This window comes from Paracnuella aquatica (assembly GCF_003332885.2).
GTDB lineage: Bacteria > Bacteroidota > Bacteroidia > Chitinophagales > Chitinophagaceae > Flavisolibacter > Flavisolibacter aquaticus.
On sequence record NZ_QOWJ01000002.1, the window covers coordinates 21,462 to 44,446 of the forward strand.

The 22,985-nt window shown below is 51.7% G+C and carries 20 protein-coding genes; 12 read left to right on the top strand and 8 right to left on the bottom strand.

Features of this window, described 5'->3' with window-relative positions; all coding sequences use genetic code 11:
• Nucleotides 1-97 precede the first annotated feature (97 nt).
• From DRJ53_RS04825 to DRJ53_RS04845, 5 genes are all read left to right on the top strand, one after another.
• A complete protein-coding gene (locus DRJ53_RS04825) occupies nucleotides 98-1,027 on the top strand; it encodes a sugar phosphate isomerase/epimerase family protein (protein WP_114234750.1) in 930 nt (309 codons plus the stop codon).
• Between the two features lie 30 nt (nucleotides 1,028-1,057).
• Complete coding sequence (locus DRJ53_RS04830; RefSeq protein WP_114234480.1) at nucleotides 1,058-1,636, top strand: 1-acyl-sn-glycerol-3-phosphate acyltransferase; 579 nt, start codon at nucleotides 1,058-1,060, stop codon at nucleotides 1,634-1,636.
• 654 nt (nucleotides 1,637-2,290) lie between these two features.
• Nucleotides 2,291-3,484: an MFS transporter gene (locus DRJ53_RS04835; protein ID WP_206609721.1), complete on the top strand. Its 1,194-nt coding sequence runs from the start codon at nucleotides 2,291-2,293 to the stop codon at nucleotides 3,482-3,484.
• 146 nt (nucleotides 3,485-3,630) lie between these two features.
• Nucleotides 3,631-4,764 carry a PQQ-dependent sugar dehydrogenase gene (locus DRJ53_RS04840; RefSeq protein ID WP_114234481.1) on the top strand — a complete coding sequence of 378 codons (1,134 nt, stop codon included), beginning with the start codon at nucleotides 3,631-3,633 and terminating at the stop codon, nucleotides 4,762-4,764.
• A 24-nt stretch (nucleotides 4,765-4,788) separates the two neighbouring features.
• Nucleotides 4,789-5,265: a DinB family protein gene (locus tag DRJ53_RS04845; RefSeq protein WP_114234482.1), complete on the top strand. Its 477-nt coding sequence runs from the start codon at nucleotides 4,789-4,791 to the stop codon at nucleotides 5,263-5,265.
• Between the two features lie 74 nt (nucleotides 5,266-5,339).
• On the opposite strand, the gene DRJ53_RS04850 is transcribed toward DRJ53_RS04845, so the two are convergent.
• Nucleotides 5,340-6,005 (bottom strand): porin family protein, encoded by a 666-nt coding sequence (locus DRJ53_RS04850; RefSeq protein ID WP_114234483.1) that lies wholly within the window; start codon nucleotides 6,003-6,005, stop codon nucleotides 5,340-5,342.
• 523 nt (nucleotides 6,006-6,528) lie between these two features.
• On the opposite strand from DRJ53_RS04850, the gene DRJ53_RS04855 reads away from it, so the two are divergent.
• Nucleotides 6,529-8,286, top strand: coding sequence for a PAS domain-containing sensor histidine kinase (locus DRJ53_RS04855; protein ID WP_123893370.1), 1,758 nt, complete (start codon nucleotides 6,529-6,531; stop codon nucleotides 8,284-8,286).
• A gap of 86 nt (nucleotides 8,287-8,372) precedes the next feature.
• Here the strand turns inward: DRJ53_RS04855 and DRJ53_RS04860 are convergent, their stop codons facing one another.
• Together DRJ53_RS04860 and DRJ53_RS04865 are read right to left on the bottom strand one after the other, a co-directional pair.
• Nucleotides 8,373-9,545 carry a PepSY-associated TM helix domain-containing protein gene (locus DRJ53_RS04860; RefSeq protein WP_114234485.1) on the bottom strand — a complete coding sequence of 391 codons (1,173 nt, stop codon included), beginning with the start codon at nucleotides 9,543-9,545 and terminating at the stop codon, nucleotides 8,373-8,375.
• A 2-nt stretch (nucleotides 9,546-9,547) separates the two neighbouring features.
• Nucleotides 9,548-11,917 (bottom strand): TonB-dependent receptor, encoded by a 2,370-nt coding sequence (locus DRJ53_RS04865; protein WP_114234486.1) that lies wholly within the window; start codon nucleotides 11,915-11,917, stop codon nucleotides 9,548-9,550.
• Between the two features lie 177 nt (nucleotides 11,918-12,094).
• On the opposite strand from DRJ53_RS04865, the gene DRJ53_RS04870 reads away from it, so the two are divergent.
• Complete coding sequence (locus DRJ53_RS04870) at nucleotides 12,095-12,685, top strand: acyltransferase (RefSeq protein WP_114234487.1); 591 nt, start codon at nucleotides 12,095-12,097, stop codon at nucleotides 12,683-12,685.
• Between the two features lie 200 nt (nucleotides 12,686-12,885).
• Nucleotides 12,886-13,887, top strand: coding sequence for a GTPase ObgE (gene obgE, locus DRJ53_RS04875; protein ID WP_114234488.1), 1,002 nt, complete (start codon nucleotides 12,886-12,888; stop codon nucleotides 13,885-13,887).
• A gap of 294 nt (nucleotides 13,888-14,181) precedes the next feature.
• Here obgE and DRJ53_RS04880 read toward each other — a convergent pair whose 3' ends face one another.
• Complete coding sequence (locus tag DRJ53_RS04880; protein WP_114234489.1) at nucleotides 14,182-14,502, bottom strand: YbjQ family protein; 321 nt, start codon at nucleotides 14,500-14,502, stop codon at nucleotides 14,182-14,184.
• A 185-nt stretch (nucleotides 14,503-14,687) separates the two neighbouring features.
• Between DRJ53_RS04880 and DRJ53_RS04885 the strand changes: the two genes are divergently transcribed.
• Entirely contained in the window at nucleotides 14,688-16,850 is a 2,163-nt protein-coding gene (locus DRJ53_RS04885; protein WP_114234490.1) for a S46 family peptidase, read from the top strand.
• Nucleotides 16,851-16,930: 80 nt separating this feature from the next.
• On the opposite strand, the gene DRJ53_RS04890 is transcribed toward DRJ53_RS04885, so the two are convergent.
• The 3 genes from DRJ53_RS04890 to glf all read right to left on the bottom strand — a co-directional run bounded on the left by DRJ53_RS04890 (nucleotide 16,931) and on the right by glf (nucleotide 19,790).
• Complete coding sequence (locus DRJ53_RS04890; protein WP_114234491.1) at nucleotides 16,931-17,572, bottom strand: LON peptidase substrate-binding domain-containing protein; 642 nt, start codon at nucleotides 17,570-17,572, stop codon at nucleotides 16,931-16,933.
• Nucleotides 17,573-17,760: 188 nt separating this feature from the next.
• The gene (locus tag DRJ53_RS04895) at nucleotides 17,761-18,666 is read right to left on the bottom strand and encodes a glycosyltransferase family 2 protein (protein ID WP_114234492.1); all 906 of its coding nucleotides are present in this window, start codon (nucleotides 18,664-18,666) and stop codon (nucleotides 17,761-17,763) included.
• The gene (gene glf, locus DRJ53_RS04900) at nucleotides 18,663-19,790 is read right to left on the bottom strand and encodes a UDP-galactopyranose mutase (RefSeq protein WP_114234493.1); all 1,128 of its coding nucleotides are present in this window, start codon (nucleotides 19,788-19,790) and stop codon (nucleotides 18,663-18,665) included. Before glf ends, DRJ53_RS04895 begins: the two co-directional genes overlap by 4 nt.
• 163 nt (nucleotides 19,791-19,953) lie before the next feature.
• On the opposite strand from glf, the gene meaB reads away from it, so the two are divergent.
• From meaB to DRJ53_RS04915, 3 genes are all read left to right on the top strand, one after another.
• Complete coding sequence (gene meaB / locus DRJ53_RS04905; protein ID WP_114234494.1) at nucleotides 19,954-20,874, top strand: methylmalonyl Co-A mutase-associated GTPase MeaB; 921 nt, start codon at nucleotides 19,954-19,956, stop codon at nucleotides 20,872-20,874.
• Complete coding sequence (locus DRJ53_RS04910; RefSeq protein WP_114234495.1) at nucleotides 20,858-21,667, top strand: glycosyltransferase family 2 protein; 810 nt, start codon at nucleotides 20,858-20,860, stop codon at nucleotides 21,665-21,667. Before meaB ends, DRJ53_RS04910 begins: the two co-directional genes overlap by 17 nt.
• A gap of 130 nt (nucleotides 21,668-21,797) precedes the next feature.
• Complete coding sequence (locus tag DRJ53_RS04915) at nucleotides 21,798-22,679, top strand: glycosyltransferase (protein ID WP_162303802.1); 882 nt, start codon at nucleotides 21,798-21,800, stop codon at nucleotides 22,677-22,679.
• A 44-nt stretch (nucleotides 22,680-22,723) separates the two neighbouring features.
• On the opposite strand, the gene DRJ53_RS04920 is transcribed toward DRJ53_RS04915, so the two are convergent.
• On the bottom strand, nucleotides 22,724-22,930 hold the full coding sequence (locus DRJ53_RS04920; protein ID WP_114234752.1) for a hypothetical protein: 207 nt from the start codon (nucleotides 22,928-22,930) through the stop codon (nucleotides 22,724-22,726).
• Nucleotides 22,931-22,985 lie beyond the last annotated feature (55 nt).

A 22,985-nucleotide genomic window follows, 5' to 3' on the forward strand; every position in this document is an offset into this window, starting at 1 on the left:
TTTGGGTTGCCCCCAATCAATAAACCAATAGCATTGCCCGGTTTTGGGTGGCCTGTTTGCCCTAACTTCAACGCTGTTACCAACATTGCATTACATCATGAACCGCCGGCACCTGCTTTCCCTGATGGGCGCCGCTGCAGCTACCAGCCTCTTGCCCCGCGTGGCAGGGGCCGTGCCGCAGCAGCCCAAGGCCAATGTCTTTATTCCCTGCCTCAACATGGCCACCATTCGCGGCCACAATCTTGGTTTTGTAAAAGAGCTGGAAGTGGCTTCCAAAGCTGGTTTTGGCGCGGTTGAAATCTGGATGGACAGCTTTCAAAAATACTTGCAGGGCGGTGGCAGCACCACGGCAGCAAATGCCCTTTTAAAAGACCTGGGCATTGAAGTGGTCAACAGCATTGGCTTTGCCGAATGGGTGGTGGATGATGAAGGCCGCCGCAAACGGGGCATAGCGCAACTGCAAAAAGAAATGGAACTGCTGGCCGCCATTGGCTGCAGCCGCATTGCCGCACCGCCCATGGGCGCCGTGCAGGAGGCAGGCCTTTCGCTGCAACGTGCCGCCGAACGCTACCGCGCCATTTTGGAACTGGGTGAGCAAACCGGCGTGGTGCCGCACCTGGAGCTATGGGGTTTTGCCAAAAACCTGCACCGCCTGGCCGATGTGGCTTATGTGGCCATTGAAAGCGGGCACCCGCAAGCCAAAGTGCTGCTCGATGTATACCACCTGTACAAAGGCGGCTCTGCCATGGAAACGCTGCCGCTGATCAGTGCCGGTGCGGTGGAAATATTTCATGTAAACGATTACCCCCTGTCCATAAAGCCCGCGGATATTACCGACGGCGACCGTGTTTATCCCGGCATGGGCGAAGCACCCATCCTGCAGCAATTGCAGGCGTTGCGCCACCCCGATCGGCCGCTCATTGTTTCGGTGGAAGTGTTCAACAAAGGCTATTACGGGCAGGACCCACTAACCGTTGCCAAAACTGCATTTGCCCAAATTGGCAAGATCACTGCCGGCGTTTCGTAGTGTTGTCTTTTCTTAAAAAATATTGTTTGCATGTTGCTATTTCAACTGTTTGGCTGGTGGTTTAAACTCAAAGGCTGGCGCACTGCCGAAAGCATTCCGCCTTCGGTAAAAAAATGCGTGGTCATTGCGGCGCCGCACACTTCCAACTGGGATTTTGTGTATTCGCTTGGTTGCGCTTATCTCACAGGCACACGGCTGCGCTACCTGGCCAAAAAAGAGCTGTTTCGTTTCCCGCTCGGTGCCGTAATGCGGGCCACCGGCGGCATGTCGGTGGAGCGCAGCCGCAGTACCAAACTGGTGGATTATATCATCCAATTGTTTCGCAATACCGACGAACTAAGGCTGATGATCCCTGCCGAAGGCACCCGCAAACGCGTGGAACGCTGGAAAACCGGTTTTTACCATGTGGCGCTGGGTGCCGGCGTGCCAGTGTACCTGGGTTATTTGGATTATAAAAATAAAGTGGCGGGTTTTGGCAAAGAAGTGATTATGACCGGCGACCGCGAAAAAGATGCCGCCGTCATCCGCGATTTTTATAAAGACAAACACGCCAAGATTCCGGAGCTGTTTAACCTGGATGCGATCCGGTTTGATGAAGTGGGTAAATAAGGATTGAATTAGAATCCAGATCTTAAAAGATGATATTAGAAAACTACTTGTATAAATTTCGTTTTCTGATTGTTTAATATCTGTACTGTAATTATGCATTATCTGTGCGATATCTGTGTAGTATCTGTATTTCTTCTGTGTGATTATGTGTTATTTTGTTTAGCTTCGTGTTACAAAAGAAAAAGAACCACAGCTGGAACTGTGGTTCTCAAGGTTGAAGAAAGATTAAGCTACTGGAATAGCTCTTTTACCAACCGAACAAATACGATAGCTAGTTTTAGCCATCGCGTAAGCCTATCAGGACAGTCTTTCTTTCTGTCAGGCTTTTTTAAATCGCACATCTACTTCAACCGCTGGCTAATGCCGGCGGTTGGCTTTTCGCCCATTTCTTTCTAAAAAATGACTTTAATTTCTACTAATTGTTATCTAGCTGTCTAATGTTCTAAAATCATTAATCCTTTCTATCGTTTCCTCATTTTACCCAGTACAAATATAACCGTTGATGGCTTGGATTCACCGGAATGGGGATAAGTCGGCTGTTTATTAGCATAGCCGTTTGTCTACAGTAAAATTTCGTGTTCCGATGCGATCCGGTTTGACGAAGCGGGCAAATAATTGCAGCTGCCTTTATGCGCATAACTTTGCCGCCTCACCATGAAACCATACACCCTTAGTGCGGCACAGGTGCTGCTGATGGCGTTGTGCACCGGATTGATCGTAGCCAACATCTATTACTGCCAGCCCCTGGTGGTGCTCATCAGCCGCGAGTTTGGCGTGGCCGAAAGTACCGGCGGCACCATTACTTTTTTTACACAACTGGGCTATGCCCTGGGCCTCTTGTTTTTTGTGCCCCTGGGCGATATGTTTGAAAAACGCAGCCAGATCGTGGTGACCACGGCCCTGGCCGTAGTGTTCCTGGCAACTGCCGCCCTTTCCACATCACTAGCTATGCTGAGCGTGGCCTCCCTGCTTATTGGCGCCACCTCGGTAGTGCCGCAACTCATTTTACCCCTCGCCGCCTACTGGGCACAACCACACCGCCGCGGAAAAGTTATTGGCATCATTATGAGCGGCCTGCTCATTGGCATATTACTGTCGCGAACCATCAGCGGGCTTATTGGTGCCTGGCTGGGTTGGCGCGGCATGTTTTGGATTGCGGCCGGTATTTCGGCGCTGCTGCTGGTGCTGATGCAAACACTTTTTCCAAAAACACCACCTTCCTTTAAAGGGCATTACGGGCAACTGATGCGGTCGCTGGTTACACTGGTTAAGGAGCAACCGGTGCTTCGGGAAGCCACTGCCATCAATGCATTGACCTTTGCGTCTTTTGGCCTGTTTTGGACTACCATGGTGCTGCACCTTTCGGGGCCGCCCTTCAATTTTAATTCCGGCGCCATTGGCTTGTTTGGATTGGCGGCTGTGGCCGGCGCACTGGTGGCGCCGCTTGTTGGCGGCCGTGCCGATCGTGGCAATCCGCGGGTAGCCATAGGCTATGGGCTATCAGCCGTGTTGCTGTCTTACCTGGTATTTTACTTTTGGGGAAATGCTGTGGTGGGAATGGTCATCGGCATTATTTTGCTCGACCTGGGCCAGCAGTCGGTACATGTAAGCAACCAAACCCGTGTGTATGCGCTTTTACCCGAAGCTCGCAACCGCCTTAATACTGTGTACATGACGGTGAGTTTTATAGGCACGGCAGCCGGCTCGGCATTGGGGCTGTGGGTATGGCAGGGGTGGGGCTGGAGCGGCGTGTGCATTACCGGCGCACTGTTGCTGGGCGGGGCATTTTTTATTTATAGCCTTACGGCAAAACATATTGCTACAAAAGCCACGGTTTCCCAACCCTGACCGCATTTATTTACAACAATCCGCTACCTGTGCTTTTTGTTTTTTTAAAAATAAAAGCGCTACAAGCATGTAGCGCCCACACCTCATTGCAAGCCGCTTACCTTTGTTTACATTCACGCTCCCTAATCAGAACACAACCGAAGTATATGTTTTATCAATTTGCCTTACTCTTTTCTTTAGGCGTTGCGGCATGCAGCGCCAACACCAGCAACGAGCCAGCCGATGGTATAAACGAAGCCACCACCACGGCTGCCGATACCACCAGTTTTAAAGTGGTGAAATTATACGAAGACCTTTCCAACCCCTGGGGCATGACTTGGCTATCCGATGGCCGCATGCTGGTAACCGAACGCAACGGCGACATCCTTGTATTCAAGGGCGATAAGTTTACCGGCGAAAAACTGAGCGGCGTGCCCAAAGTAGTGGCGCAAGGCCAGGGCGGCCTGCTCGATATCCAGACGCATCCGGCCTATGCACAAAATGGCTGGATCTACATTACCTACAGCAAACCCATGCCCGGCGGGTCATCCACCGCGGTTACGCGTTTTAAACTGCAGGGCAACCAGGTGGTAAATGCGGAAGATGTGTTTGTGGCCAAGCCCGCACTCAACGCCGATTACCATTTTGGCAGCCGCATTGTGTGGGATAAAGCCGGCTTTATGTATGTAAGCGTTGGCGAACGGGGCACACAACCTAAAGTGCAGCAGCTCGACAACGATCATGGCAAAATCCACCGCATTTACGACGATGGCCGCATCCCCGAAGACAACCCATTTGCCAAACAGGCAGGCGCTTCTAAATCCATTTGGACTTACGGCCACCGCAACCCGCAGGGCATGGTGTACGATGCTGCCGGCAACCGCATCTGGGCCATTGAGCACGGCCCCAAAGGCGGCGATGAACTGAACCTGATTGAGCCGGGTAAAAACTACGGCTGGCCCAAAACCTCGTACGGCATCAATTACGACGGCACCATCCTTACAAAAGATAAAGAGCTGGCCGGCGTTACCAACCCGGTACGTTACTGGGTGCCTTCTATTGCGCCCTGCGGCATGGCCATCGTTACCTCCGACCGCTACCCGGGCTGGAAAGGCAACCTGCTGGTAGGTGCCCTATCGTTCCGCTATGTAGCCCGTGTGCAATTGGACGGCGCCGGCTATAAAGGCGAAGAAAAACTGCTGGAAAATATTGGCCGGGTACGCCATGTGGCACAAAGCCCCGATGGTTACATTTACGTGCTAACCGAAGGCCCCGGGCAACTGATCAAACTGCAACCTTAACCCACTTATTTAAACGGAACAGTTATGAACGCACAAATCGACGCCGTTCGCAAAACCCGCAATTACTTGCTGCAAAATATTGCCGACCTGAGCAACGATGCACTCAACGAAGTACCTGTCGGTTTTAATAACAATATTATTTGGAACCTGGGGCACCTGGTGGCTGCGCAGCAAGGCATTTGCTACCTCCGCGCCGGGCTGCCCGCCAAAGTGGACGAAAGCATTATTGCCGCTTACCGCCCCGGCACCAAGCCCGAAGGCAAAGTAGATGACGCCGGCATTGCCCGCATCAAGGAACTCCTGTTTACTACACTCGACGAGCTGGAAGCCGACCTTGCTGCTGGCACCTGGACGCAATACCCGGCGTGGAGCACCCGCTATGGTGTAGACATTGATTCCATCGACAGCGCCATCAGCTTTTTGCAGTTTCACGAAGGGCTGCATTCAGGCTACATCATGGCGCTGAAGCGTGTGGTGCAACCGGCAGTGGCTGCAGTTTAATGCAACACATTTTTATAAAAAAAGCGGCACCTGAACAGGTGTCGCTTTTTTGTGTGCAGCTTTCAAGGGATCAATTAAAAAGTAAAGCCCAGTCCCACTTTTACACTGCGGTTGTAGGCATTCATATTTTGTCCGGCATCTACCCGCGACAGGCCATGGTCGTATGCCGCGCTGATGTTGACGCCGTTGGCAAACTGGTAGCCTACACCACCGGTAATGCCTGCATCCCAGCGGTTGAACTGTTGGGTAGCATCCATTTTTTTATTTAAAAGATTAAAACCCAGTACGCCTGCAGTGGTGCGCAAACCGGCGCTGGCTAGGTACGAAACCTGCGGGCCGGCAAACACCTGGAACCCGCCCAGGTCGGCTTTCAGCACCACGGGCAAGTCGATATAATGGGTGGTTAAACGGGCTTTTGCATTGGCACCGATGAATTCAGCGCCTTTGATGCCCAGTTCGCCACGGAGCTCGTAACCTTTTTGCGCATAATAAAGTGCAGGCTCTACCGATATGCCGTTACCCAGCGGTATGTTGACATAAGTACCGCCGTAAAAACCAGTGCGGTAAGCTTCGTTAATGGCGCCGTTGGTATAATCCAAAAGGCTGTTGAGGCTGGAAGTTGCATCGCCTTTGAGTGTGCCGATGGAGGCACCGCCACGAATACCAAAAGAAGGCGTTTCCTGTGCAAAGGCACCAAGGGAAAAAATAGAAAGGGCTGCGAGTAAAATTTGTTTTTTCATAGTGAGCAGAACGGGTTTGGGGCGTTCATGCTTTTTAAGAAGGAAGGATGTCTTTTGGGATTAAAAGCCCATAGGTAAGGTTGTGTTAAAGGAAAATTGGGGTATAAATGGGGCAACTTTTTATTGATGAGGTAAAAATACCTCAATAGTTGAGCTTAATAGGTTATTTCGCAGCTTTGAAAAATTTTGGAACGCGGTTTGCAAATTCCTAATCGGTTTTTCATAGGATATTGGATTTTAAAACGAAGCTGGGTTTCTACCCGGCTTTTCTTTTTTGCTGATGTCTACTTCGTCAACTGCACGGCATTTTCCAAAATAAAAAAGGAACACCCTGGTCTACCTGCAAATTGCAAAAACAGCACGCTGCAAACACACTACAAATAACGGAATGTTGCTATATTACAAAGCGGCCTGGTAAACTTTATAGGCCACGAATAACCCACATAGGGCTTTGCTTTGCCGCCTTACACATTAAAATTCTAATGATATTGCACCGGTGAGTGATCAACCAAACAACACAAGCTTGCATACTGCGCCGTATTATCCCACCATTCAACAGTTTCAGCGGCTCTTCGATTATTCGCTGGATGTGCTTTGCTATTTCGATGCGGCCGGCCGCTTTGTACAGGCCAGCAAGGCTTCGGTGCAGCTGTGGGGTTATGCGCCGCAAGAGCTGGTGGGCAAACCCTTTACCGACCTGGTGATGCCTGAAGATCTGGAGCGATCGCTGCACACATTTGCCGAAGGCAAAAAGGGCGGCAAAGTGGTGGGTTTTGAAAATAATTTTCGGCGCAAAGATGGCTCAATTGTACCTGTAATTTGGGTAGGCGAATGGGACGAACAGGAGCAAATGGTGATTGCGATAGCCCGGGACGCTACCGAAAAAAGAGCCGCCGAAGCTTACCGCAGCAAACAGGACCAATTACTCGAATCGATTTTGGAGCGGATCCATGAAGGGTTTGTGGCTATGGACCGCAACTTCCGCGTTACCTTCTGGAATAAGGAAGCCGAAAACATTTTGCAAGTCCCAAAGGACGCTGTGATGTACAAGGTTATCTGGGATTGCTTCCCGCCGGAAATCGCCACGGTATTCAGGCCGCGTTACGAACAGGCATTGACCACACAACAGCCGGTTCATTTTGAAACATTTAGGCCCCAGGTAAATATGGCCTTCGATATTTTTATTTATCCTTCGCCTGATGGCCTTGTTGTATTCATTCGCGACATAACCCAGCGCAAACAAACAGAAGAAGAACTGCGCCGCCTGTCGCTGGTGGCTCAGCAAACCGATAACATTATTGCCATTTCCGGCCTGGACCACCGCGTAATTTGGGTAAACGAAGCTTTTACCCGCATCACCGGCTACCGCTCCGATGAAGCCATTGGCAAACCTATTGGAAGCATTTTTGACGGACCCAGCACCGGACCAAACCATTTTTCCATGGCCCAGGAAAAAATGGCCCAGTGTGAACCCTTCCGGATAGAAGTGCTGGCTTATAAAAAAAGCGGCGACACTTATTGGGCAGAAATCCTGTGTCAGCCTGTGTTTGATGAAGCAGGGAAATTGCTGCATTTTTTTTCGATGGCCACCGACATTACCGAACGCAAAAAGCTGCAACAGGTGCTGGACCGCGAACAGCAGCAACGTCAGCAAATGATTACCACGGCGGCCATAAAGGTGCAGGAGCAGGAGCGGTCGCAGGTAAGCCGCGAGCTGCACGACAATGTAAACCAGGTGCTCACCACCGTTAAGTTATACCAGGAGCTTTGCCGCGATGGCATTGGCGACAGCGGTGAGCTGGTGAACAAATCCATTGCACTGCTGCAGGATGCCATCAATGAAATACGCAGCCTCTCCAAACGGTTGTCGGCGCCTTCGCTTAACCGCCTCAACCTGCGCGAATCGGTAACCGAACTCATCGAAACCATCGGCATTACCGACAAATTGGAAATTGAACTTGATACTAACGGTATTGAAGCGCTGGAGGTGGCGCAGGATGTGCACCTCACCATTTACCGCATTTTGCAGGAGCATTTTACCAACATACTCAAGCATGCCGAAGCCACCAAGGTATGGGTGCGCCTGTACCGCGTAGATAGCGTGCTGGTTTGCCAGGTTCGCGACAATGGTAAGGGCTTTGACCCGGGTCAAAAACGCAAAGGCATTGGAATCGGCAATATGGCCACCCGTGCCGAAAGTGTGAAAGGCCAGCTCCTGATCAACAGCGGCCCCGGCCAGGGCTGTGAGCTGGAAGCATCCATTCCTATTTACGAGGAATAGATAAACGGGAAGCCAAGATTCAAAAGTAAAAATCCCGGTTTTGGATTTACAGCCCTTTTTACTTTTGAATTTTGGCTTTTTACTCCTTACGCCACTGCAGGCTCAAGTGTGCTCACCACTTTTTTAGCAGGGCTTTTTTTACGCCGCCGTCCCCACCAAATGGCAAAGCCTGTAACCGGCAGCGATGCTGCAATAAGGCTGGCAAAAAACATCAGTATTTTACCGGCAAGGCCAATAACAGCTCCGGTGTGCAGGTCGTAATTCATGCGAAAAAGCTTGTCGGCAAAGGCGGCTTCGCCAAACCGGCCAAACACATGATCCACTGGCAGTTCTTTTAAAGTGTACTGGTCAAAATAGCGGTAGTCAATTTTCCAATACGTTGCGCGGTCGGGGTTGGCGTTGGCCGCAATAGGCGATGCGGCCGACTCTGGCGGATGCACTTCAATAGCTTCGGCGGTGGGATACAACACCTGCATTTTTTGCCACACCTGGTCAATGGCTGGCGCATTGGCCACTGCTGCCCGGGATGCAGTAGTGTCGGAAAACGGCTCGGTGTACAGCAAGTCCTTTTGGCCACCGGCCGCCGTATAAGCACCTTTTGCAAACCACTGAAAGCCCCACACCAGCCCGGTAAACGCCAGGATAATGGCCAGCCAAGTCATGTAAAAACCCAGCACATTGTGCAGGTCGTAGTTACGGCGCCGCCAGCGCACATTCCATTTAATGCTAAAGCGCTGTTTGCGGGCCGCTTTGTTGCGCGGCCACCACAGCACCAGCCCCGATATCATCAGCACCACAAAAATGAGCGTTGCCGACGCCACAATGGGCTGCCCGATGTGCGCCGGCAGCCACAGGTAATAATGCCCCATGGTGACCACGCGGAAAAAATCGGTGTCCATGTTTTTCACCTTCAGCACCTCACCGCTGTACGGGTTTACATACACGTGGTAATAGTAGCTGATGGTGTTGGTGGCCAAATCGTAATGGTAAAAAATCACTTCGGCGGCCCGCTCCCTGCCCTGGTACATCACGGCATGCACATGCTTGCCGGGCAGTTGTTTTTCGGCAATGGGCTGCAGCACCGATGGGGCTAGTTGCGCCCTGGCCTCCGCCTGCACATAGCGATAAGGCTGCGTTGCCGATTCAATTTCCCGCTGAAACGCCAGGATGCAACCGGTAACGCCGAGGAACAAAATCACCAGCCCGGACAGGAGCCCGAGCCAGAGGTGTATCTGCAGCACAATTTTTTTCGTGGTCATGGTCAGAACTTGTATGATACAGTAATGCGGGCATTGCGGCCGGCTTCGGTTTGCCAGTAAAACATATCACCGTACGGCGCACCGGAGTACAGGTATTTATCCAAAATGTTATTCATGTTAAACGCCACGCCAAATGGCCCGCCGGCGTAGGATATGCCGCCATCCAGCCGGAAATAATCGGGCAGTGCATTGGCCGTTTTGTCAAATACAAACCACGAGGAGCGGCCCGCCTGGTACTGATAACCAAGCGAAAATTTAAGCCCGCTCAGTGCGCCGTTGCCAATGCGGTAGCTGGCCCATGTGTTTTGAATGTGCCTGGTGGCGCCGGCCACCGGTGCGCCAACCAGTTTGGGATCGCTGTCCTTAGTGGTTTTGGCTTCGGTAAAAGCATAGTTTACAATCAGCTCCAGGTTGCGGGCCACCTGGCCTTTCAGGTCAAACTCAACGCCCTTGGTTTGCTGCTGCCCGCTTTGGCGGTTGTACACAAACTGGCCTGCTGCGTTGGGGTGTTCGAGGTCGGTGGTCAGCACATTGTTTTTAGTGATCTGGTACGCCGAAACAGCCGTGTTCCATTTGCCGCCAAACCAATCGCGTTTGATTCCCACTTCCAGGTTTTCGCCGGTGATGGGGTCAAATTTTTTGCCCTGCCAGTCGGCGCCGTAGTTGGCCAAAAAAGCCTGGTCGTACACAAAATAGGCAGCCGTTGAGGGATTGATGGAGTAGCTTAAACCCAGACGGGGCGTGAACTTGCTGTTGTCGGTGCTGCCGCTGTATGGGTTCAGGTCGGTATTGGTGGTAAAGCGGCCGGCAAGGGTCAGGCGCAATTTGTTTTGAAAAAACGAAAGTTCATCCTGCAGGTACACGGCACTATAGCCGTTGTTGTACCGAACGCCTCTTTCGCGTATGTCGCGGCTGCGGTCCCATTTAGGCACATCGGCTGCGGCAACAGTACCAAACACCGGGTTGTAGATATTAAAGTTGGGAGCACCCAACGCGGCGCCCTGGTTCCAGTCGGCGTAATAATCCCTATTGCCCATGTCCAATCCCGCCAGCACTTTATGACCAACCGCACCAGTAGCAAATTCACCATTCACGAACATCTGGCCGGTTTTGTTCAGGGCCAGTGCATCCCAGATGGAGATGCCGCGTTGCATCAGGCTGTCGTTGGTCATCGAAATGTTCCAGGGCCAGATGCTTTGGCCTTGCATGTTGTAATTAAAATAAGCGCCTTGTGCCGTAAACTTCCACTGGTCGTTGAAGCGGTGTTCAAAAATTGCCAACACACTGTTGTCTTTAATTACCGACGGATCTAGATTCGGTTCGGCAGTGGTGTGATTACGGGGCAAGTCGCCATAGCCCTTTTTTGAAAAAGAATAATTGCTGCCGATCACATTCATTTGCGAATACTGGTGGGTGTATTCCAGCGTTACCGATGTTTTGTCGTCGATCAGGTATTTCAACACCGGCGCAATAGAATAGCGGTTGTTGTATTCAAAATCGCGGTGTGATCCTTTAAGCTGGCCCATTACATTGATGCGGTAGAGCAGCTTGCCGTCTTTGGAAAATTTGCCATCCACATCGGCAGTGGCGCGGTACAAGTTGAACGATCCAAGCGAAACGCTTACCTCACCCCTGTTGTAGCCACTGGGCTTTTTGGTTACCACGTTATAAAACCCACTGGGTTCGCCATTGGCCAGCATAAAACCCGCCGGCCCTTTTACAAACTCAATGCGCTCCACCATGCTTACATCTTCGGTAAGCGGGCCCCAAGGCATCGATACGTTCAGCCCGTTGCGAAAAGCGGTGAGGGCGCTGCCCCGCATATTGATACGGGCATAATTGTCCCAATGCTCCAGTTTTTGCGCACCGCTTACATTGCGTTGTATGCCATCCAGCATGTCAAACGATTGCTGGTCGGCAATGATGCCTTTGGAAATAACCTGTATGTTTTGCGACAGCTCCAAAATGGGCGTGGTGAGCCGCAGCGATGGCGATACATTGCCGGTGCGGTACTTGCGGTTGCCGGTCACTACCACGGCGTCGAGTTGCTTGGAGTTGATGGCTAACTGGAAAGAAATGTTTACCGATTGTCCATCGGCTACCTGCACGGTTTGTTCTTCCCGCTCAAAACCCTGCAGCGATGCCACTACCGTGTAGCTGCCGGCTGCCAGTTTTTTTATCTCAAAAAAACCCTTTTCGTCGGTGATGGTGCCCCTTGCTGTGCCTTGCAATTGGATGGTTACCTCCGGTGCGGCCTTGCCCTCGGCGGTGGTAACTGTGCCGCGAATGATGCCGCTGTTTTCTATGTTGTTGAATGCAGCCGCTTGCAGGCCCGTAAGCAGTACGGTTAAAAAAATCAATGCCCCTCTCATGGTTGTCGTCTCAATTTTGAAGTGCAAAACTGGCCCGATGCCCCCGCTTTCACTAACGCAAACCGGAATTTAGGCTTACGCATTCCGGAAAAACGACATACCTGTTTGATGTATGGGCAAAAAGATGGAGCATTTTTCTGACAAAACGGAACTGCCCTATTGTGCTATTTTTAACCCATGGCTTGCTACGAATTCAACGGCATCAAACCGGTGGTGCACCCTTCTTCTTTTATACACCCACAGGCATGCATAACCGGAAATGTTACCATTGGCCGCGATGTGTACATTGGCCCCGGTGCCGCACTGCGCGGCGACTGGGGCGCCATTGTTATTGAAGATGGCTGCAACGTGCAGGAGAGCTGCACGGTTCATATGTTCCCGGGCGTTACCGTGTTGCTGAAAGCAGGCGCACACATTGGGCACGGTGCCATTATACACGGCGCTACCATTGGCCGCAACTGCCTGGTGGGCATGAACGCCGTGATCATGGACGAAGTGGAACTGGGCGATGAATGTATCGTGGGTGCGCTTTGTTTTATCAAACAAGGCGAAAAAATTCCGGCCCGCTCGATGGTGGTAGGCAATCCCGCAAAAATCATCAAACAGGTAAGCGATGAAATGATGGCCTGGAAAAGCGAAGGCACCCGGCTGTACCAGCAACTGCCGCAGTGGTGCTTCGATACGCTGCGGCCCTGCGAGCCGCTGCAGGAGCCGGTGGCGCAGGTGCCGCTGCATACCGTGGATTATGGATTGATGAATCGGGAATAATTAGTCGGGAGTTTCAAAGTCAGGTGTTTAAAGGGTTGAAGCAATTCTAAATCAAGCGCATTTTGATAATGACAAGCATCAAAACTTCTTGCTTCCATCCTGCAAATACGGACGGCCCTTTCTTAAATCTTCAGACTTCGGTCTTCCGTCTTTTCCGACTTTCCCGTCTTTTCGGACTTTACTGACTTATTTTTGTCCCGATGGAGAAGAGCAATTTTGTAGACCAGATTCGGATATTTTGCCGCAGCGGCCATGGCGGTGCCGGCATCAAGCATTTCCGCCGCGATAAAATAACCGCGTTTGGCGGCCCCGATGGCGGCGACGGCGGCCGGGGTGGCCACATTATTTTGCGGGGCAACCGCAACCTGTGGACCCTGCTGCACCTGCGCTACCACAAAAACGTGCTGGCCGAAAACGGTGAGCGGGGCGGCGACAACAACCGAACCGGCGCCGATGGCAACGATATTGTGCTGGAAGTGCCGCTGGGCACCATTGCACGGGATGAGGAAACCGGCGAAAAAGAAGCCGAGGTGCTGCACCACGGCGAGGAAGTGGTTTGGCTGCCGGGCGGCAAGGGCGGCCTGGGCAATACCAATTTTAAAACCCCCACCAACCAGGCGCCTGAGTACGCCCAGCCCGGGCTGCCCGGCATTGAAGGCTGGAAAGTACTGGAGCTTAAAGTGCTGGCTGATGTAGGACTGGTGGGCTTCCCCAATGCCGGAAAATCTACGCTGCTGTCGGTGATGACGGCGGCCAAGCCAAAGATTGCCGATTACGCTTTTACCACCATTACCCCCAACCTGGGCATAGTTGAATACCGCGATAATAAAAGCTTTTGCATAGCCGACCTCCCCGGAATTATTGAAGGCGCCGCCGAAGGCAAGGGCCTGGGCCACCGCTTTTTGCGGCATATTGAACGCAACTCTATTTTGCTGTTCCTTATCCCTGCCGATAGCAAGGACCACCGTAAGGAGTTCGATATTTTGGTAAATGAGCTAGAAGAATACAACCCCGAGCTGCTGCATAAGCAATTCATCATTGGCATTTCAAAAAGTGATATGCTGGATGAAGAACTGATGCAGGCCATTGCAGCCGAATTGCCCAAAGGCGTTCCGCACCTGTTTGTTTCTTCGGTGGTGCATAAAAACATACAGCAACTAAAAGACCTGCTTTGGGAAACGCTGAACCGGCAGGAGGATTGAGTTGGAGGAGGCCATGAGCGGTGAATTTCGTCAAACGTCAAACGTCAATCGTGAATGGTCAATGGTGAATAGCGATCGTGAAACGTCAAACGTGAAAGGTGTCAAATGGATTTTGAAGTTAGGAATTTGCATCAAGGGCTATTAATGTATATAATGCAAACCTGCCCTAAACTTTGTGCTCCTTTGTTCCTTAGTGTCTTCGTGGTTCAAAAAACGCTCCTTCACATTTCACGTTTGACGTTTCACGTTTGACGAATTTCACCATTGACCATTCACCACCCCCCATTCACCTCCTCACGCCACCCGCACCGCGGTGCCGCAGGCCACTACCATCAGCATGCTGCCGTTGGCGCCAATGGTTTCAAAATCCAGGTCGATGCCCACAACGGCATTAGCGCCCATGCGCTGCGCTTTTTGCACCAGCTCGTTCAGCGCATTTTGCCGCGCTTCTTCCAGCACCCGCTCATAGGTTCCGCTGCGGCCGCCCAGTATATCGCGCAGGCCGCCCAGTATGTCTTTCAAAAAGTTGGCGCCGATAATCACTTCGGCCGAAACAACACCAAAGTATTGCTGTATGGAGTGCCCTTCGATGGAAGGCGTAGTGGTAGTGATCATATAATTGATTTGCCCTGAAGATAAGAAAGCTTGCCCGATGCATTTGGCGCAGCACATTTACCAAATACCTTTTCCAAAGCATGGGAAAGGGCCACACAACAGGCAGCAGCATTCGTTAAAACAAACAAGGCTCATTTTCCTGCACCCGATTTTCCGGTAGGTTTGCTTTAAAATTTAGCGTTCACATGAAAAAGATCCTGCTCCTTTTAGCCCTTAGCATCAGCATGGTGTTTCGGGCCGCTGCCGACGAAGGCATGTGGCTGCCCATGTTGCTGGGCCAGTCGGTGTACAACGATATGGTAAAAAAGGGACTCAAGCTTTCCAAGGAACAATTGTACAGCATCAACAAAGCTTCGATCAAAGACGCCATCGTGATTTTTGGCGGCGGTTGCACTGGCGAGGTGGTGAGCCAGCAAGGCCTCATTTTTACCAACCACCACTGCGGCTACAGCGCCATTGCGGCTGCCAGCACCGTGGAACGCAATTACCTGCGTGATGGTTTTTATGCAAAAAATAAAGGCGAAGAAATCCCGGCCACCGGCCTGTCGGTGCAGTTCCTGCTCCGCGTGGAAGATGTAACCAAGGAAGTAGCCGACTCCCTGAAAGGCCTAAGTGGCGCCGAGCGGGCACAACGCCAAAGCGCCGTGCTGGCTTCCATCAATGGCCGTATGTCGGATGCTTCGCAAAATATTATTACCCGCATCTCTCCCTTGTTTAAAGGCAACCAGTACCTGGCGTTTGTGTACCAGGTGTATAACGATGTGCGCCTGGTGGGCACGCCGCCCGAAAGCATCGGCAAATACGGCGGCGATACCGACAACTGGGAGTGGCCCCGCCACACCGGCGACTTTTCGGTGTTCCGGGTATATGCTTCAAAAGATGGCAAACCCGCTGCATATAACGCCGACAACCAGCCGCTGAAACCAAAATGGCACCTGCCCGTTTCGCTGAAAGGTGTGAAAGAAGGCGACTTTGCGATGATCTACGGTTACCCCGGTAGCACCAACCGGTATGAAAGTTCGCTTGGTGTGCAACTGGCCACCGACATTGCCAACCCCACGCTGGTAAAGCTGCGCGACATGCGCCTCAAATACATGTTTGAGGAAATGAAGCGGGACCCGGCCATCAAGCTGCAACTGGCTTCCAGTTATGCTTCCATTGCCAACTACTGGAAATTTTACGACGGCGAAACCAAGCAACTGCTGAAGTATGATGTTTACGGGCAAAAGAAAAGGAGCGAAGAAGCTTTTCAAAAATGGGCAGCCAACAAGCCTGAGTACAAAGACATTTTTACCAATTTGGAGCAGGCCTACGCTGCATGGCGGCCTTATGCCAAGCAACGGGTGTACATCAACGAAGGCATTTTTGGCTCACCGTTGATTTCGTTTGCTGCAACGCTGCAACCCGTGGAAGCTGCGCTGGTGCGTACCAATGCATCGGGTGCCGACATGCAAAAAGCTGTGGCGGCCGCCAACGAGGCCCGCACCCAGTTTTTAAAAGAACACAACAAGGCTTCCGACCAAAAAATACTGGCGGCGGTGCTGCAAATGTTTTACACCGATGTGCCCAAAGACCAGCACCCCATCGGGTTGTTTGAGGCCATCCGCAACGAATACGGCGCACTGGACAAAACATCAACGTATGAAAAATACGCCGAGGCTGTTTTCCGCAACACCATTTTGCTGGACAACAACCGCTGGGCCGATTTTGTAAAAAGCCCCGATGCCAATGCGCTGCAGGGCGACCTGGCCTATAACCTGGCATCGTCGTTTTTGAAAAATTACCAAAGCAAATACCTGCCCCTGTTCCAGCAGTTTACCACCCGCAATGCCGATTGGGGCCGGCTGTACCTGAAAGGTATCATGGAGCAACAGCCTACAAAAGTGATGTACCCCGATGCCACGTTTACCATGCGCCTGAGCTATGGCAAAGTGGCTAGCTACCAGCCCCGCGATGCGGTGAAATACGATTACGTGACCACCATGAAAGGTGTGCTGGATAAATACAAACCGGGCGATTACGAATTTGACCTGCCCGAAAACCTGCTGAAACTAGCCCGCGCCAAGGACTATGGCCAGTACAGGGATGCCCGCACCGGCGAACTGGTGGTGGGTTTTATCACCTCCAACGACATTACTGGGGGCAACTCGGGCTCGCCGGTAATTAATGGCAACGGAGAGTTGATTGGCCTGGCATTCGACGGCAACTACGAGGCGCTGAGCCACAAGCTGGCTTTTGATAAAGACCTGAACCGCACCATTAATGTGGACATCCGCTATGTGCTGTGGTGTATTGATAAACTGGGCGGCGCCTCCAACATCATCCAGGAGTTGACGCTGCGGAAATAAGCGCTCCGTTTTACCGTACATAAAAAAGCAACCGATAACATTCGGCTGCTTTTTTATTTATAGAAATCTTGCTGCCTGTTTTACAGGTCGAGATTAAACGAACTCAGGTTTCGGAAATGACCATTGAGTTTAACTTTTTCTTTTAACTGCTCCATTTCGGCAATCATCGGGATCACTTTGGTGAGGTGGCGTTTGAGATATTCCTGCCGCTGGCGTTCGTCGAACAGGTTCAGCAGCTCGTATTCCTCCTGCAGCGAAAGCCCGATATGATGCGCCAGGTCGTAGGTTTTCAGTTCTTCGTCCGCCTTATTGAACTCCTTTTGCACATTCAGCATGCGGTGCAGTTCGCGGATGGAGGCCACCAGCCGGCGAAGCACTTCGGGGTTGCCGCGGTCCATATTATCGGGGTAGGTAACAATAGCGCCACTGTACAGTTTTTCGGGAATTTCCTTGATCACTTCCAATATGCGGAACACCTTTTCGCCCTTGGTTTTAATGTCCATTTCGCCGCCTTCATACACTTTGGTAATCTCGGCGATTGAAGTAAGGGTACCAAAATCTTGTAGCTTGTTTTCGATCACTGCCGGTATGCCAAACTGCTTTTTCTGTTCGTAGCAGTCTTTGATCAATTGTTTGTAGCGCGGTTCAAATATGTGCAGGTTCAGGCTTTCGCCGGGGTACAGCACCACGCCCAGGGGGAAGATCGGGATGAAATTGGTCATAGCGCCAACATACAGCAAATATGGTGCAAGGGAAGACGGAAGTCAGAGGTCCGAAGTCGGAAGACAGGGAAGATGGCTTAAAGAGGTCATGTTCTTATCGTCATGAAAATGTCGTCTTCCACACCCCATAGCACCCTCCTCATTGGCATAAACGTCTTCGGACTTCCGACCTCCGACTTCCGACTGTCCTATTCCACCCCCTCCCGCTCCGGATTAAAACTCAATGCTTGCCAGGTGCCCTGCCACACGGTTTTGATAAACGGCCAGCGGGCCTCTTTTCGCTTAGCCATGATGGTGAGGGGCAGCACTACAAAACGCTTGGCCACATTGCGCAAAAAGGAGCCATAACCTTTGTTGATGCGCCGCACATACAGCTCATTGCGAATACCATAGCGGTGCTTCCAAAGATTGGCGGCACTATCGGTAAACAAATTTGCGTGGTAGTTAGTGGGCGTTTTGTGCAACACTACGCTGCCGGGCACATAGCCGCCCTTAAAACCAAGCCGCCGCAGGCGGGTGGTGTATTCAAAATCGTCGTTCCAGATAAACAGTTCTTTTACCGGCAGCCCGGCTTTGCCAATAGCTTCCCGCGATACCAACAGCGAAACAAAAGAGCAAAAAGCCACTGGCAACACACCCTGCTCCTCGTACCAGGCATCGGGGTGTTTACCCGAAAAATGCTGGTCTACCTGCGGAATGTTCATCAGGTGCGGGTTACCGTCGGTCCACACCGCCTTAGACGCAAAAAAATGGAACGGCTCGCCAGCCTGTTCCATTTTTTGCGCAGCCTTTACCAGCTGCTCCAATGCATCGGGGTCCGGAATGGTATCATCGTCCATCAACCATACCCAGTCGGCGCCGGCGTGGTAAGCCGTTTTAATGCCTGTATAAAACCCCCAGGATCCGCCCCGGTTGGGCTGGTTTACCACAAACAGTCCTTGCTGTTGTTGCAGCCACTCGGTAGTACCGTCGGTAGCGCTGTTGTTTACCACCAGCACTTTTGCCGGCGTCAGCGTTTGTTTTTCCAGGGCCGAAATACATTCCTGCAACAAAGCTTTCCGGTTGTAGGTAACCACTACGGCTACAATGTTCATGCAACAGTTTTGGGCGAATCTACACCCAACTCCTGTTTTGCTTTTACAAAAGCCGAACCGATCACCTGGTGCATATCGTAGTAGCGGTACTCGGCCAGGCGTCCGCCAAACAGCACGCCTTCTTCCTTTTCAGCCAGTTCCTGGTATTGCTTCATCCGGCGGGTGTTTTCCTCGTCGTTGATGGGGTAATAAGCTTCTTTGCCGCGGCTCCACTGGTCGGGGTATTCGCGGGTAATGATGGTGTGGGGCTGTTTGCCAAACTCGAAATGCTTGTGCTCAATGATGCGGGTGTACGGCACTTCGGCCTCGGTGTAGTTGACCACCGCGTTGCCCTGGTAGTTTTCCACTTCGTGGCGTTCGTGTTCAAAGCGCAGGCTGCGGTACTCGAGTTCGCCAAACTGGAAATTGTAATACTCATCCAGCGGACCGGTAAACACCACTTTGTCGGCAATGTTGTTGAAGTGGTCGCGATCGGAAAAATAATCCACGTTCAGGCGCACATCGCTGCCTTGCAGCATGCCTTCGGTTATTTTGTTATAACCGCCAATGGGAATGCCCTGGTATTTGTCGTTGAAATAATTATTGTCGTAGGTAAAACGCACCGGCAGCCGCTTGATGATGAATGCGGGCAGCTCGGTAGCCTTGCGGCCCCACTGCTTTTCGGTGTAGCCTTTGATCAGTTTATAATAAATATCGGTGCCCACCAGCGTCAATGCCTGCTCTTCCAGGTTTTGCGGCTCCTTAATGTTGAGCGACTGGATCTGCTCCGCAATTTTATCCTGCGCCTGCTGCGGCGTGGTTACACCCCATAGCTGGTAAAAGGTGTTCATGTTAAACGGCAGGTTGTACAGCTTGCCTTCGTGCAGCGCCACGGGGCTGTTGGTATAGCGGTTAAACTCGGTAAAGGAATTGACAAAATCCCAGATGGGTTTGTCGTTTGTATGAAAAATATGGGCTCCGTACACATGCACATTGATGCCGTCCTGGTTTTCGCAGTAGGTGTTGCCGCCAATATGGGACCGGCGGTCAATGACCAGGCATTTTTTTCCGGCCTTGGTAGCCAGGTGCGCAAAGGTGGCGCCAAACAGCCCGGCGCCCACAATCAAGTAATCAAATTCAGCCATTCGATTTGGTTAAAGGTTCAATTATGTATTAAATAAAATAAAGTGTTGGCCCGGCACCCTTATTTTCGCAACGGTGGGTATGCGGGCATAAAGCGACGTATTGTACAAATATTTATACCACGTAAAAATCAAGCTCAGGCATGCTGGCACTCCCTGTTGACTAATGAATGCTTCCACACTTTTGGCACAAATTGAGCAAGGATCGCAAAAGGCGCTGGCCCGGGCCGTTTCTTTTGTAGAAAATGAAGCTCCCGGCTATGATGCGCTGCTTGCCCGCCTGCCGCACCGGCAGCAATGCCGGGTTGTGGGCATTACCGGTCCGCCGGGTGCCGGCAAAAGTACCCTCGTGGATGGACTTATTGGGCAATTGATCGATAAGGGTAAAAAGGTGGCCGTGCTTTGTGTGGACCCTTCTTCACCGTTCAACCTTGGCGCCGTGCTGGGCGACCGCATCCGGATGAGCCAGTGGTACACCCATCCGCAGGTATTTATCCGGTCGCTGGCCACCCGCGGGTCGCTGGGCGGGCTGCACCCCAAAATCATTGAAATTACCGAACTGATGCGGGCAGCCGGCTTCGATTATGTGTTGGTGGAAACGGTGGGTGTGGGCCAAAGCGAGGTGGAAATTGCCGGGCTGGCCGATACTACGCTGGTGGTGCTGGTGCCCGAAGCAGGCGACGAAGTGCAGACGATGAAAGCAGGCCTTATGGAAATTGCCGACCTTTTTGTGGTAAATAAAGCTGACCGCCCCGGTGCCGATGCTTTTGTAAAAGCCCTCCGGGCCATGCTGGCGCCAACATTTGGCACGCACCGCCAGGAAGTACCCATTGTAAAAACCGTTGCCGCCACCGGCGCCGGCCTTGATGTATTGAGCAACCATCTGGAAGAAGCGGTACCCGAACAACTGGGCACGGACCGCCGCCTGTGGCTGCTTACCGAAAGGGCCTACCAGTTGGTGCAACGCCACCGCATGCAATCGTTGTCCAAAGAAGTGCTGATGGCCCGGCTGCGTGCCGCCAGCACCCAACCCGATTTTAACCTGTACCGATTTGCGCAATCACAGTTTTATGAAACAGCCCTGTAGCCTGATCATTGCTACTTACAATTGGCCGCAGGCCCTTGAGCTTTGCCTGGAAAGCGTGCAGCTGCAAACCGTGCTGCCGCAGGAAATTATTATTGCCGACGATGGCTCCGGCGACGAAACCCGCCTGTTGATAGAACAGTTTGCCGTCAAAAGCAAAGTGCCCATTGTACATGTGTGGCACCCCGACGAAGGTTTTCAACTGGCCAAAATCCGCAACCGTGCCATGGCCCGCGCCGCTTTTCCCTACATTATTCAAATTGATGGCGACCTGATCCTGCACCCGCATTTTATTGAAGACCACCTGCACCTGCAGGAACCCCATTTTTTTGTATCGGGTAGCCGCGTGTTGCTGTCGGCACGTACCACGGCGGCCCTGCTGCAGCATCGCTCCCTTAACGTGGACAAGCACCACCAGGGCAGTAAAAATTTTTTCAACAAGCTGCGCAACCGTGCTTTGCGCAACCTGCTGTCGCGGCACTACAAAACCGAGGGCAAAAACAAATACTACGTAAAAGGCTGCAACATGGCTTTTTGGCGCGATGACCTGCTGCTAGTGAACGGCTACAACGAAGCTTTTACCGGCTGGGGCCGTGAAGACAGCGAGCTGGCCATCCGCCTGATCAATGCCGGGGTAAAAAAGAAGTTTCTGAAAATGGGCGGTGTTACTTATCACCTGTATCACCGCGAGGCAAGCAGGGACAACGAAGCCGAAAACATCCGGATGATGGATGAGGCCATCCAGCAAAAGACGAAATGGGGCCCGGTTGGCATCAGCCAATACCTGAACTTTTAATGCTATTAGCCGGCAGATTATAAAGGATTTTATTTTAGTACAAGATCGATTTTTGACCACCTGAAATATGCAGGACAAAGGTTGGCGCAACGAGCCGTCCAGCCAGAATACCAGTTCAAGTTCGCCGATTATGGATTCAAGACATGAGGAGTATGCCATTGCGGCCGCGGTTATTCTCTATCACCCCGACGACACATTTATCTATAACCTCGAAACCTATTACAGTGCCGTTGCGCAGATTTTTATAATCGACAATACCGAGGATCAAGCATTGCAGGTTGATTGGTCGCGTTATCCAAAAGTTTCCTATTTCCACGATGGGCAAAACCGTGGCCTTGCGGTGCGACTCAATGAAGCAGCGGGTTATGCAATAGCAGCGGGGTACCACTGGTTGCTCACCATGGACCAGGATTCCTGGTTTACGCCACAGTCGATAACGCAATACCTGCAATGCTTTGCCGGCTTTGCCGAAAAAAAACAGGTGGCGCTGTTCGGTCCCAAATTTTTCAGGGAAAACCAGCCGCTGCCCCTAACCTGCAGCTGGCAAAAAGCCAAACGGGTAATTACTTCCGGGGCGTTGATGAACCTGCAGCCATTTCATCAAATCGGCGGGTTCGACGAAGCCTTGTTTATCGATTCGGTTGACCACGAATACTGCATCAAAGCAAGCCTGGCGGGTTATTCCATCATTGAGTTTCAATCGGTGGCCATGGTACACAAGGTGGGCTCCCTCATCAACAGGTCATCTATCAAAACTATGTTTTTGGTAAAAAAGAAAAAAGAAGTGCACCCACCGCTGCGTTGCTATTATATGCTGCGCAACCTGTTGTACCTGCAACAGAAGTTTGCCGGCCAAAAAGTGCCCCTGATGCCAGTCATTAGAAGAGATGTGCTGAAACGGATTGAGAAAGCGCTTTTTTACGGCCGCAACACCCGCAAGCTGGCTAGCTTTCTACTGCTGGCCTACCGGCATTTTAAGGAAAATAAAATGGGAAAGCTGGAAATATTATAACCTACCCTTTGGTGCAAAATTCAAAACACCAAGTGGATTCAACCTTACGCCTTTTGTCGCTTCCACCAATACCAGCCAATACCACCCGCCAGGGCCAGCGGTGTCAGGGCCAGGTACAAGATGCCGGCGTTCAAACCACGGGCAGGTTTTTCGCCCAGTTGGGCCGCCGTTTTGGTACAAATAGAACATTGGGCATCGGCAGCAACTCCAAGGCCCAGCGATAAAGCCAATATAAAAAATCCTTTACGCATGCCGGTTTCCGCTTTTTTGCAAAAGTAAGCCAACGGCATACACGGAAGCGTTAAA

What these genes read in the sequence shown, in the direction of transcription:
- glf (WP_114234493.1), bottom strand. Translation starts at nt 19,790, where the DNA reads ATGGCTGAATTTGATTACTTGATTGTGGGCGCCGGGCTGTTTGGCGCC.
- DRJ53_RS04910 (WP_114234495.1), top strand. Translation starts at nt 20,858, where the DNA reads ATGAAACAGCCCTGTAGCCTGATCATTGCTACTTACAATTGGCCGCAG.
- DRJ53_RS04845 (WP_114234482.1), top strand. Translation starts at nt 4,789, where the DNA reads ATGAACGCACAAATCGACGCCGTTCGCAAAACCCGCAATTACTTGCTG.
- DRJ53_RS04865 (WP_114234486.1), bottom strand. Translation starts at nt 11,917, where the DNA reads ATGAGAGGGGCATTGATTTTTTTAACCGTACTGCTTACGGGCCTGCAA.
- DRJ53_RS04835 (WP_206609721.1), top strand. Translation starts at nt 2,291, where the DNA reads ATGAAACCATACACCCTTAGTGCGGCACAGGTGCTGCTGATGGCGTTG.
- DRJ53_RS04885 (WP_114234490.1), top strand. Translation starts at nt 14,688, where the DNA reads ATGAAAAAGATCCTGCTCCTTTTAGCCCTTAGCATCAGCATGGTGTTT.
- obgE (WP_114234488.1), top strand. Translation starts at nt 12,886, where the DNA reads ATGGAGAAGAGCAATTTTGTAGACCAGATTCGGATATTTTGCCGCAGC.
- DRJ53_RS04870 (WP_114234487.1), top strand. Translation starts at nt 12,095, where the DNA reads ATGGCTTGCTACGAATTCAACGGCATCAAACCGGTGGTGCACCCTTCT.
- DRJ53_RS04920 (WP_114234752.1), bottom strand. Translation starts at nt 22,930, where the DNA reads ATGCGTAAAGGATTTTTTATATTGGCTTTATCGCTGGGCCTTGGAGTT.
- meaB (WP_114234494.1), top strand. Translation starts at nt 19,954, where the DNA reads ATGAATGCTTCCACACTTTTGGCACAAATTGAGCAAGGATCGCAAAAG.
- DRJ53_RS04860 (WP_114234485.1), bottom strand. Translation starts at nt 9,545, where the DNA reads ATGACCACGAAAAAAATTGTGCTGCAGATACACCTCTGGCTCGGGCTC.
- DRJ53_RS04825 (WP_114234750.1), top strand. Translation starts at nt 98, where the DNA reads ATGAACCGCCGGCACCTGCTTTCCCTGATGGGCGCCGCTGCAGCTACC.
- DRJ53_RS04830 (WP_114234480.1), top strand. Translation starts at nt 1,058, where the DNA reads ATGTTGCTATTTCAACTGTTTGGCTGGTGGTTTAAACTCAAAGGCTGG.
- DRJ53_RS04890 (WP_114234491.1), bottom strand. Translation starts at nt 17,572, where the DNA reads ATGACCAATTTCATCCCGATCTTCCCCCTGGGCGTGGTGCTGTACCCC.
- DRJ53_RS04895 (WP_114234492.1), bottom strand. Translation starts at nt 18,666, where the DNA reads ATGAACATTGTAGCCGTAGTGGTTACCTACAACCGGAAAGCTTTGTTG.
- DRJ53_RS04850 (WP_114234483.1), bottom strand. Translation starts at nt 6,005, where the DNA reads ATGAAAAAACAAATTTTACTCGCAGCCCTTTCTATTTTTTCCCTTGGT.
- DRJ53_RS04915 (WP_162303802.1), top strand. Translation starts at nt 21,798, where the DNA reads ATGGATTCAAGACATGAGGAGTATGCCATTGCGGCCGCGGTTATTCTC.
- DRJ53_RS04840 (WP_114234481.1), top strand. Translation starts at nt 3,631, where the DNA reads ATGTTTTATCAATTTGCCTTACTCTTTTCTTTAGGCGTTGCGGCATGC.
- DRJ53_RS04880 (WP_114234489.1), bottom strand. Translation starts at nt 14,502, where the DNA reads ATGATCACTACCACTACGCCTTCCATCGAAGGGCACTCCATACAGCAA.